The sequence below is a fragment of the Kamptonema animale CS-326 genome, from assembly GCF_028330895.1.
Lineage (GTDB): Bacteria > Cyanobacteriota > Cyanobacteriia > Cyanobacteriales > Microcoleaceae > Kamptonema > Kamptonema formosum.
This window is the reverse complement of record NZ_JAQMUA010000307.1, coordinates 1-11,341: the sequence shown is the minus strand read 5'-3', so window position 1 is coordinate 11,341 and position 11,341 is coordinate 1. Positions and strand designations below refer to the sequence as shown.

At 43.8% G+C, this 11,341-nt stretch carries 10 protein-coding genes; 3 read left to right on the top strand and 7 right to left on the bottom strand.

Annotated features, from left to right (window positions below):
• Positions 1 to 736: 736 nt before the first annotated feature.
• The 7 genes from PN499_RS17860 to speB form a co-directional block, all read right to left on the bottom strand.
• The gene (locus PN499_RS17860) at positions 737 to 1,504 is read right to left on the bottom strand and encodes a S1C family serine protease (RefSeq protein WP_272033444.1); all 768 of its coding nucleotides are present in this window, start codon (positions 1,502 to 1,504) and stop codon (positions 737 to 739) included.
• A gap of 291 nt (positions 1,505 to 1,795) precedes the next feature.
• The gene (gene hemC / locus PN499_RS17855) at positions 1,796 to 2,767 is read right to left on the bottom strand and encodes a hydroxymethylbilane synthase (RefSeq protein WP_272033443.1); all 972 of its coding nucleotides are present in this window, start codon (positions 2,765 to 2,767) and stop codon (positions 1,796 to 1,798) included.
• A gap of 256 nt (positions 2,768 to 3,023) precedes the next feature.
• On the bottom strand, positions 3,024 to 4,121 hold the full coding sequence (locus tag PN499_RS17850) for a geranylgeranyl reductase family protein (protein ID WP_272033442.1): 1,098 nt from the start codon (positions 4,119 to 4,121) through the stop codon (positions 3,024 to 3,026).
• An 88-nt stretch (positions 4,122 to 4,209) separates the two neighbouring features.
• Positions 4,210 to 4,758 (bottom strand): ribosome recycling factor, encoded by a 549-nt coding sequence (gene frr / locus PN499_RS17845; protein ID WP_007356017.1) that lies wholly within the window; start codon positions 4,756 to 4,758, stop codon positions 4,210 to 4,212.
• A complete protein-coding gene (gene pyrH, locus PN499_RS17840; protein WP_272033441.1) occupies positions 4,745 to 5,473 on the bottom strand; it encodes a UMP kinase in 729 nt (242 codons plus the stop codon). The genes frr and pyrH overlap by 14 nt, the downstream gene beginning before the upstream one ends.
• Before the next feature lie 273 nt (positions 5,474 to 5,746).
• Positions 5,747 to 6,307 (bottom strand): thioredoxin family protein, encoded by a 561-nt coding sequence (locus tag PN499_RS17835; protein WP_272033440.1) that lies wholly within the window; start codon positions 6,305 to 6,307, stop codon positions 5,747 to 5,749.
• A gap of 149 nt (positions 6,308 to 6,456) precedes the next feature.
• Positions 6,457 to 7,371 (bottom strand): agmatinase, encoded by a 915-nt coding sequence (gene speB, locus PN499_RS17830; protein WP_272033439.1) that lies wholly within the window; start codon positions 7,369 to 7,371, stop codon positions 6,457 to 6,459.
• Here speB and PN499_RS17825 point away from each other — a divergent pair.
• The 3 genes from PN499_RS17825 to PN499_RS17815 all read left to right on the top strand — a co-directional run bounded on the left by PN499_RS17825 (position 7,349) and on the right by PN499_RS17815 (position 10,692).
• Positions 7,349 to 7,549: a hypothetical protein gene (locus PN499_RS17825; protein WP_272033438.1), complete on the top strand. Its 201-nt coding sequence runs from the start codon at positions 7,349 to 7,351 to the stop codon at positions 7,547 to 7,549. The two genes, speB and PN499_RS17825, sit on opposite strands and share 23 nt — an antisense overlap.
• A 315-nt stretch (positions 7,550 to 7,864) precedes the next feature.
• Positions 7,865 to 8,749 (top strand): alpha/beta fold hydrolase, encoded by an 885-nt coding sequence (locus tag PN499_RS17820; protein ID WP_272033437.1) that lies wholly within the window; start codon positions 7,865 to 7,867, stop codon positions 8,747 to 8,749.
• A gap of 149 nt (positions 8,750 to 8,898) precedes the next feature.
• Entirely contained in the window at positions 8,899 to 10,692 is a 1,794-nt protein-coding gene (locus PN499_RS17815; protein ID WP_272033436.1) for a phosphatase PAP2 family protein, read from the top strand.
• Positions 10,693 to 11,341 lie beyond the last annotated feature (649 nt).

Sequence of the window (11,341 nt, the reverse complement as noted above, 5' to 3'; positions counted from 1 at the left end):
TTTCCAACTCCAGACTTAAGCAACCTTGGTCATCTGTTTTCACAGGTGCTTTAATAAACCGGAATTTTTCGTTCGTTAACATAACGCCTTTTCCTAAAATTCTGATAAATCCTTGCTTAGTTCTATTTTAACACAATTCATTGCCCAAGACTGAATATATTCGATCGTGTCTCTTAGTCATGTCTCACTCAATTACATTGTAATTAAAGTTCACAAACAGCAACTATTAAATTCATAAAACTTCGTCGTCGCGCTCCGGGAAAATTAAGAAGGCAGGAGACATGAGGCATGAGGCAGAAGGCATGAGGTAAGAAAAGCAAGACTTAAGCAATTAAGAACGTTGTAACCGTCTTCGGGGTTGCTATAACTCGATCGTTTTTCAAATACGAGATCGCGATTTTACTAACTAAGAACCAACGACGAAATAAAAACTTCATTAGTTCCCTCGTGGCTACTAGCAAATTTATTCAGTTAACTGGCTAAGATAGCTTAGTGGTTGGTAGTTAAGTAGGAGAACAGATCATAATTACCAACAAAACTTATGCAAAACAACTTTTTTAGCCAGTAGCCTTGTGCTGGGTTACGATGCGGTCAATTTTTTTTATATTGGCGTGTCAAGTTAATCGTCACGCCTAACCCAACCTACTAAGTATGTTCGAGCGCCCATTAGCAATTAGCAATTAGCCATTAGCAATTAGCAATTAGCAATTAGCCATTAGCCATTAGCCATTACCTGTTATAAATTATCTTCCCAATCATCCTCATAAAGTTCTTCAAATCGATCTAAAAAGTCAGCCAGAATATCAGAAGATATAGCTAAGTTTACATCCTTCTTTTCATCCCAACCCCAAGCATTTATGCCGACTACCTGACCTGCAAGATTAATTAACGGGCCACCAGAGTTAGCGCGATTAATAGCTGCATCTGTTTGCAGCACTTTGACCTCAGTAATTACCTCCATGTCCTCATCTCCTCCAGATTTTTGTGACACTAAAATATTGCTAATTGTGCCTTGATTTACTGTGGAAGCAGTTTCACCTAAAGGATACCCAATAGTAATAACTTGCTCTCCTTCTTGAGCTTCAAAAGATAAGGTCACGGGAGGATATTCTTGGGGAATTTCTACCTCTTCGCCGGTTTCGCGATCGAGGATAAAATCGGTGATAAATAATATCGCCAAATCTTCGTCTGAATTGCCAGTAAAAACTACTTCTGCTATTCTCAGTTGCTCGTTGGGAGTTTGCACTAAAATCATTGCGCTTTCGTCTTCTTCATAGAGGGTATCTTCCTCTGCGATGTCGGCGACAATATGGTAATTGGTGACTATGACATCAGGGCCGACGAAAAAGCCGCTACCAATAGCAATTTTTTCTTCTGTATCCCAATTGATAACGTAAACTGAAACTACGGATTCTAAGACTTTCTCAACGGAAGCTGATATTTTTCGCGATTGGGTTTTTAGCTCGTTTAATTGCTGTCGCAAGGCGGTACGAGCTTCCTGCATCTGGCGATAAATTGCCTTAGATTTTGATGGTTTTAACTGAAATTTTTCTTCGATATCCAGATCGCTCATTTTTGGCTTTCCCTCGATGGAGATAGGTTATTTATTGGTGATTGGTTATGGCTTTAAAGCTAATACAGGACTTACGCACGATTACGTAATGCCGCTTTCCAGGTGCGTTCAACTCACCGCCAGGATGGCGGCGTTACTGATAGTTAGGCGTAAGTCCTATAATTGTTTTTTCTTCCCATTAGCTATTAGCTATTAGCTATGAACATTCAACTTTGATTGCTATTAGGAACCGCGATTAACTAGGGCAAAGATTTCTTCTAAGATTTCCTGTGCTCCCTGTTGCCGTAAGCGATGGGCGAGGTCAATTCCTAAAAGCTCGGCGGTGGCGGCGGCACCTGTGACGGTATCTTTGATTAATCGTTGACCATCGAGACTGGCTACCAATCCTGTTAAGGTTAGTTGGTCGCCTTCGATTTTGGTATTAACACCGATGGGAACTTGACATCCGCCTTCTAGTTCTCGCAAAAATGCGCGTTCGGCATAACAACGCTGGGCAGTTTCGGTATGTTCGAGGGCTTTAATCAAATCTAATATCTCGTCGTCTCCAGCGCGGCATTCGATGCCGAGGGCTCCTTGTCCAACGGCGTGGAGGGAGATTTCAGGAGAGATGATTTGGTGGACGCGATCGCCCATTCCCAATCTTTGCAATCCGGCTACTGCTAAGATAATGGCATCGTATTCGCCTTCGTCAAGTTTAGCAAGTCTGGTGTTGAGATTGCCTCGAATATCTTTAAATTCCAGGTGGGGGAAGTGATGCCGTAGCTGTGCCAGTCGTCGCAGGGAAGATGTGCCGATGACTGCACCTGCTGGGAGGGTTTCGAGTTGTTTGTCTTGATGATTGGCGTGGACTACAAGAGCGTCGGCGGGGTTTTCCCGTTCGCTGATGCATCCCAATATTAAGCCTTCGGGCAAGTTTGTGGGTAAGTCTTTGAGAGAATGTACCGCGAAGTCGGTTTCATTGCTGAGCATTCCCACTTCGAGCTCTTTGGTAAAGAGTCCTTTGTCTCCAATTTTGGCGAGGGGGACATCGAGGATTTTGTCGCCTTGGGTGGACATGGTGTGCACTTCAAAGGTGCATTGGGGGAAACGTTGCTGTAGCTGTTCTTGCACCCAGTAGGTTTGGACGAGGGCGAGTTGGCTTTTGCGGGAACCGATGCGGACGGTGCGTGTAGGTGCGGATGTGGTTGGAGACATAAGAGCGATCGCGTCAAAAGTGCCAATAGAGTCACTCGATCTAGACTACCGCAGGTGGGGCCTGCTATTAGAAGACGTTTACAGGAGTTAAACATTGCTAGTGTAACGTTACCTTGTCGGCGATAGTGTTGTTAAAGTTTATCGCTGCGATCGCTACACCAACTCTTTTAAGATACAAGGGGTGGGTTGAGCCGATAAATTTAGCGAGTCTTTACAAAACCCGCCCTACAATAGTTTTGAGTTTTAAGTTGGCGGCCTAAAATGGCATCAGCCGTTTGATGGCACGGTTAGCGATATCGGCATAACGCAATTCTCCGCAGAGGATCTTACTCATAACTTGGGTAGCCACTGGCAGCTTGACACCGGCTTTATAGGCAACTCCAGTAAACTGATAAAATGCGCCAGCTAAACGGTTAGCCCAAACCATATCAGTTCCCCATTCTTCGGAGATAACTTCAGTATATTTTTCCAAGGCATCGCCAGCACCGCTTAAAGCTTGGTCAATGGCGATCGCAGCTTTTACTCCGCTAAAAATTGAAGGGCGAATTCCTTCACCAGAGAGGGGATCTGCCACAACTGCGGTTTCTCCTGCTAGCAGTGCATTCTGAGAGTGCAGCTTGCGATCGCCATCCCACACAGACAAGGGATATTCATAAATCTGACTATTTTTAACATCTACGCCGCACTGAGCTGCGTAATCAGCTAAAATATTTTTCAGATTTTTAGGAGCATCCCCCTTCAGTGCCGCTATGCTAATTGAATAACCGCCTGCTTTCGGAAAGTTCCAAATATAACCTTTTTTAATTGTCCCAAAATCAAATTTGAGAGTATCGCCTGTTGTAGTAGATGCTGTTTCTAAAATTGCACTCAAATGGCGTTTCGGTTCTTTAAATCCCAACCATTTAGCCATCGGCCCGCTAACTCCATCCGCAGCAATTAAATAGCGACCTGTAACAGGTTCTCCATTAGTTTTAACTTGCCAAGCAGAGTTTTGAAACTCAATTCCCTTAACCTCAGTAGAAGGTCTAAATTCAGCACCAAGGTTCTGAGCTTGCTTAATTAAAAAGTCATCAAATTCATCGCGTCTTACCATCCACATTGACGTATCTATATCAACTTCAACTGGATCTTCATTCTTCCAGGTGTAGCGAATTTTATTCACTTTTAGCGAAATAGCGGGGGTAAAATCACAGTCAAACCACTGAGCGATCGCAGGAGAAATCCCCCCACCACAAGGTTTAAATCGCGGCCAAGATTCCTTTTCCAGCACTAAAACAGAACGTCCTCGCTTGGCCAAGTGATAGGCGGCTGTACTTCCTGCTGGGCCGGCACCTACAATAATGCAATCAAACATTTTGTTAGTTGTTAATTGTTAGTGGTTAGTTGTTGGTTGTTAACAGTTAACCGTTAACAGTTAACAGTTAACAGTTAACAGTTAACAACTAAACCGTCTTGATATCTTTTTCTTTGGCTGCAAGCACTTCCTCAATTTTGGCAATGTACTTGTCAGTCAATTTTTGCATTTTGTCTTGCAAATCACGCGCTTCATCTTTAGAGAGTTCGCTGCTCTTTTCCTGCTTGCGAATCGACTCTACAGCATCGCGGCGGATATTACGGATGGAAACTTTGCCTTCTTCAGAAAACTTAGCGGCAAGTTTTACCAATTCCAGACGGCGATCGGTGGTTAGCGGTGGAATATTCAAGCGAATCACGGAACCGTCATTACTAGGAGTAAGCCCCACATCTGACAGAGAAATTGCTTTCTCGATGAGGTTAATCGTTTTGCGGTCAAAGGGTTGAATATTAATCGTACTAGCATCCGGTGTACTGATGCTAGCAAGAGATTTAATCGGAGTTGGAGATCCATAATAATCTACCATCACGCGATCGAGGAGAGAGGCGTTGGCGCGTCCCGTCCTAATGGTATTAAAAGACCGTTGAGTGGACTCAACTGCCTTCTGCATATGATCTTCAGCTTCAGCTAACTTCACAAGAACCTCCCACAAGCGTTCCAATAGATTCTCCCATCACGGCGCGGTAGATATTTCCGCGTACCGATAGGTCAAATACAATAATAGGAATGTTATTTTCTTTGCAGAGCGCGATCGCGGTACTATCCATCACCCGTAAGTCGTGAGTCAAGACATGACCATAGGTGAGAGTTTTGTAGCGGCGTGCGTCTGGGTTGAGATGGGGATCTGCATCGTAGATACCATCAACTTTAGTGGCTTTAAAAATTACCTCCGCATCAATTTCAGCGGCTCGTAAAGCTGCTGTTGTATCGGTGGTAAAAAACGGATTGCCAGAACCCGCACCGAAAATAACCGCACGGTTTTTTTCTAGGTGACGGATGGCCCGACGGCGAATATAAGGTTCAGCTACTTCCTGCATGGCGATCGCAGTTTGTACTCTAGTTGGCACTCCCGCTTGTTCGAGGGCATCTTGTAAAGTGATGGCATTCATCACTGTTGCAATCATGCCCACATAATCTGCTGTTGCCCGATCCATACCTGCTGCCGCCGCCTTTACGCCGCGAAAAATATTACCGCCGCCGACGACGATTGCCATCTGAATGCCGTGAGACACGACTTCGGCTACTTCCTGAGCGATTTCCTGAACAACTATAGGATCTATGCCGTAGCCTAGAGTTCCCATTAAGGCTTCACCACTCACTTTTAGCAAAACCCGCCGATATACTATCCCCATGCCGTGACTTTTTTGTTAACTCAAATTCCCTCCACCATAAGATAGCAGTAGAGTGGCACTTTGAACATCAACGGAGTGGAGGAGCAGGAGGGAGGGGGGCGGGGGAGCAACTTAATCAATTAAAAATTAAAAATGCAAAATTAAAAATTGGGAGATTTAATTTTTAATTTTTAATTTTTAATTTTAACTTTTAATCGACCGGAGGGGAGCAGGGATGCAGAGGGGAAGCAACCAACCACTAACTACTAACCACTAACTACTAACTACTAACTATTAACCATTACGCCATTTAACAGAACAGCCGATCGCTTCAGTAGAGGTAGGGGTCACGGGTTCGCCATTCAGCAGTTGGGCGATCGCATTGCGTAAATATTGCACCTGTACCGCTGCTGGATCGTTGGCGTTGTCGTCAATCAAACCCTTGTAACGCAGTTTCCCATCTTTGTCTAGTAAAAAAACCTGTGGTGTTGTCTGAGCTCCGAAGCTTTGACCAACATCCTGAGTAACGTCTCGGATGTATGGGAAATTCAATTCATTAGTAGTAGCAAAGGTTTTCATATTCTCGAAACTATCATCGGGATATTGAACTGAATCATTAGCATTAATCCCAATTAAAGTAACTTTTTGAGTTTGAAAATCTGCTTGGATCTCTTTAAGGCGATTTAAATACAAATGCACGTAAGGACAGTGATTGCACATAAATATTACGCCCACGACTCGAAATTTTTCTAGATATCGAGCTAAATGGTGAACTTCATCATCAACTCCCGGCAGTTCAAAATCAGGAGCGTAGCCGTCAATAGGAGTACCTGTTGTTTCCATTAATAAACTCATCTTTGCTCTTTCCTTTTTTCCTGTATTTCAATCCGAATCAGTTAGCAATAGCAAACCCCGATGACCGACCGATTTTAAAAGATAGAAAGAAGAATCAAATTTAATTTTTCTTCTTCCTTCTTCCTTCTTCCTTCTTCCTTCTTCCTTCGTTACCAGCCTTTAGCCAAAGCTTGATATCCAATTAGTTTATAAGTCAGTTTGGCTGCTGTAAATTCTGATACCACGGAATCTACAACTGGTGCTAATTCCATAATGTCACAGCCAAGGACTTCGTAGGATTCGCAGAGGCGGCGCAAAAATCCCGTGAGGGAATACCAGTTTAGTCCGCCCGGTTCCGGGGTTCCTACTCCTGGTATTAAAGTGGGGTCGATACCGTCTAGATCGATAGTCAGAAACACCCGGCGAGTTTTAATACTTGAAAATGCACGTTCCATCCAATCCGGCTGTGTGGCTATTTCCCTTCCCCGAATTACATTTAACTGTTTCTCCTTAATTAAATCTGCTTCCTCCTTACAAATGGCACGAATGCCAATTTGCAGTGTTGGCAAACCCATATCAACTATCCGCCGCATGACGCAGGCATGATTGTAAATAGAGCCTTCATACTCGTGGCGGAGATCGCCATGAGCATCAATTTGAATGACTGTGAAAGGTTCATCAGGATATGATAGACGGTAAGCTTCGACTACTCCGGCCGTGATGCTGTGTTCGCCGCCGATAGCGATGACAAACTTGTTTTCGGCAATAAGCTGCTGTATGGTTTTTTGAGTTACTTGCAGCATTTCCAACGAGGATACTCGCTGACCGTTACGAGTATCTGCAATTGGGTAGTTAGTATAAATACCTACATCGTAGCAGATTTCTCTATCTAGTTCCTCATCGTAGCATTCAAGTTGATGGGATGCTTCTAGAAGTGCTGCCGGCCCGTTTTCGCAGCCTCGTCGATAGGTGGTTGTGGCTTCGTAAGGGATTGGTAAAATCACGACGTGGGCTTTATCGTAGTCTGGTACGATTTCAGACCCTAGAAATGGTACAACTGAAGTGGTAGCGATCGTGGTCGGCATAGTGGAAATTCAGATAGATCGAGGTAAGGAAGTTTGCATTTCTGATCCTGACACAGGAATGTTACGGAGTGCAAAACCATCATATAGAGAAATTATCGAACCTGGGGCGGGTGTTTCCGCTCCATTTATTATAAAAGGTAAAGAGCTATCGAGGATTTGGGGGAGTGCGATCGCCTAGATCGTCAGCACTCCATAGATTTTTTTAACACACAAGCAAGCATTACAGGCTCAGTCTGCAAATATATCTCTAAATTTCACCAAACAAAAAACTCACAGACTTTTTGCGCTGAAAGCCCACCCCTTCAGAGGTCGCGATCGAGAAATACTCCTTTAGGAGTAGTGCCATATTTCTGGAAATTTCACACATTATTTTTGATGGGGGTGGGGTTATTCTCGATCTCTCAAAAGTAGCTAAATTAGAGAATAGTAAGTAAAAGGAAACTGCCTTGTGCCCTTTCAAAAGTAAGGCAAATATTTATACATTATCAAAGCAATGATAGCAACTTTACCTACCTCTCAAACCTGGACATGGCGAGGCTTTCCCATTTCCTACCAAGCTCAAGGTCAAGAAGGGCCGGCAGTGGTATTCGTACACGGTTTTGGTGCATCCTGCGGCCACTGGCGCAAAAATCTCTCAGTATTGGCAGCGAATTGTCGCTGCTACGCCATTGATTTAATTGGCTTTGGCGGTTCTGCTAAACCTAAGCCCAAGACTGAAATTGATTATACCTTTGAAACTTGGGGCGAACAAATTGCTGATTTCTGTAAAGAAGTTGTCGGTGAACCAGTATTTTTAGTAGGAAACTCTATTGGCTGTGTCGCAGCAATGCAGGCGGCTGTGGATTTTCCCGAAATAGTTTTGGGTGTAGCTTTACTCAATTGTTCTTTGCGACTACTGCACGATCGCAAACGCGCTGAGTTAGCTTGGTATCGGCGCATGGGCATACCTATTGCACAGAATGTTCTTAATATCAACTGGATCAGTCAACTATTTTTTAAGCAACTAGCAAGGCCGAAAACTGTGCGATCGATTTTACTAAAAGCTTACAAACGTTCTGAGGCAGTGACAGATGAATTAATAGATATGATTATGACACCAGCGCTAGATCGCGGAGCAGTAGATGTATTTATCGCATTTACGAGTTATTCTTCTGGCCCCTTAGCGGAGGATTTACTTCCCCGATTGAGTTGTCCAGCTTTGATTTTATGGGGTGCAGATGACCCTTGGGAGCCGATAGAATTGGGGCGAGAGTTGGCAAATTTTCCTTGTGTTGAAAAATTTGTGGAGTTGGCGGGTGTGGGCCATTGTCCACAGGATGAAGCTCCTGAGTTGGTAAATCCGGTTTTGTGGGATTTTATTAGGAAAATTGGGATCTGAAGAAGTTGTTAAAGTTTGACGGGTGCATATCGCAGATAATGTTAGCTTTACATCAGTCTAAAGACTTGTTGCTTTAGCAGCTACACCTAAATAAACTGAAAATAACTCAGCATTAGGAGGGATTTAGTAATTCTAGGTTGAAGTCAGGTGTGAAGCTAAATTTCGATGTAGCTGGTGTCTGCGATGGTGTGAATTTTTTTTCCAAGGTTTTAAGTATGGTAATTAATGGTACTTCAAGTTTTGACTATCTCCAGGGAACGGTAGAATCAGATAGCCTTGTGGCTTTTGAGGGCAATGATATAGTTTACGGCGACAAGGGAGATGATGCGATCGCAGGCGGCGATGGCAAAGACAAGCTCAACGGCGGCCAAGGTAACGATCTCATCGACGGTGGCGCAGACGATGACATCATCTGGGGAGCAAAAGGCAACGATCGCATTTTAGGCGAGGCAGGTAATGATACTCTCATCGGTGGCAAAGGTAGCGATACCCTCACTGGCGGGGAAGGAAATAATATCTTTGGTATTGCCATTGAAGGCTGCGGCTGCCAAACAATTACCAAAGCCGACTACATTACTGATTTTAAAAATGGCAGCGATATCCTGCGCTTACTTAACGGAGTTAACTACGAAGATTTAAACATCTTTCAAGGTACCGGTGCTAACAGTAACAATACCATCATTCGCGACAAACTTACAGGCGAGTATATGGCAGTATTGCAAGGAGTTAATGCCAATACAATTACCCAAAATAACTTTGTAACTTTTACCTCTGGTACAGTTGTAACTGACTGGAATACAATCCTACTAGACGCAGTGCGAACAGGTGGCACTCCGCCTCCCATCGCAGCCCGCAATATGGCAATGGTTCACACCGCGATTTATAACGCTGTGAATGCGATCGATCGCAGCCACAGCACTTACAAATTAGAATTAGAAGCACCAGCGGGAGCATCAATAGAAGCGGCGGCAGCAGCAGCAGCAAGCCGGGTATTAACAAGTTTGTATCCTGCACAGAAAGCTAAGTTTGATGCCGCAATCGCATCATCTTTAGCAGCAATTCCTAATAAGCAAGCCAAAACAGATGGCATTGCCGTCGGCCTCTCCGCTGCCGACCAAATTATTGCTTTAAGAAGTGAAGACGGCACAAGTACAACAGTCAGTTACACGCCGAAAAATAATCCTGGCGAGTGGGTACCAACTCCACCTGCTTTTGCCAACTCCCTATTACCTCAATGGCCAGATGTTGATTGTTTTGCAATGACTAGCGGTTCCCAGTTTCGACCATCTGGCCCGCCAGCTTTAGATAGTGCGGAGTATGCAGAGGAAGTTAATTTTGTTAAGGAAATAGGGAAAAAAGATAGCTTAACGCGATCGCCAGACCAAACAGCAATTGCTAAATTCTGGGGGGATGGCGCGGGTACTTTTACACCTCCCGGTCATTGGAACCAAATTGCTCAACAATCATCTGTACTCGCAGAAAATTCCCTAGAAGAGAATGCTCGCTTATTCGCATTATTAAATATCGGTCTGGCTGATGCAGGTATTTGTGCGTGGGATGCTAAGTATGAATATATTCTCTGGCGACCATTGACCGCAATCAGGGAAGCAGATAAAGATGGCAATCCAGCTACACTTACTGATTCACAGTGGGAACCATTACTAACTACTCCCCCTTTTCCTGAGTACATATCTGGGCACAGTACGTTTAGCGGTGCTGCAGATGCGATTTTGAGCTCTTTCTTTGGTGAAGATTTTTGTTTTGTGGATGTGGGAGACCCTTCTGTTAATAGTTTGCGAAAATTTGACAGCTTTGAAAGTGCAGCCGATCAAGCTGGAATGAGTCGCCTTTATGGGGGGATTCATTTTATGAGTGCTAATCAAGATGGTTTGGCGACGGGGAGAGATTTAGGTAACTACGTTGTCCAAAACTTTTTGGTTTGATGGTGCTTATAGCAACTACCAAAATGGCTAGAGTAATGTTATTTCTGCGATAACTTTAGGCTTTAGATAGGGGCAAGGTAATTTGTCAAAAGCGATCGCAGGAAAACAATCTCAAATCTGGGTTTTCGGTACTTCATGGGTAAGTCCTAAATGTACGTAACGCTGCCTTCGCTTACCACAACCATAAGCGAGGGCGTTATTACATAAAGCGAGAGAAAGTCATAGTCAGGATTTACGTACCCAACCAAAGAAACCGGGTTTTTTTACGAAAATACTTCGTGTTACCCACAAATTCTCTCAAAAACCCGGTTTCTGAGGCGACCTGCGTAAGTCCTATTGGTATAAAGCAAAGGTTGTAATTACTTCAATTGTGTTGTAATGGCAGAAATAGGTTATCTTTGCGTAAGTCTTATAATTTTTAAGGTCTTTGACATTTTCAAAAAAATCTTTTACAATATTGATTATATATAGTTATAAAAACAGAGCTATAACAACCAACAAAATTGTTAGGACATTTTAAGTTCCTGAAGCCTTTCCGCTGATTCCTCACAGCGAACCCCTGGATTTTATATCCCTTCTTCCCTCCCTAGCCCTTTCTTCCCTAGCCCTTTCTTCCCTAGAGCCCCTAGTCCCTTCTTCCCCTAGCCCC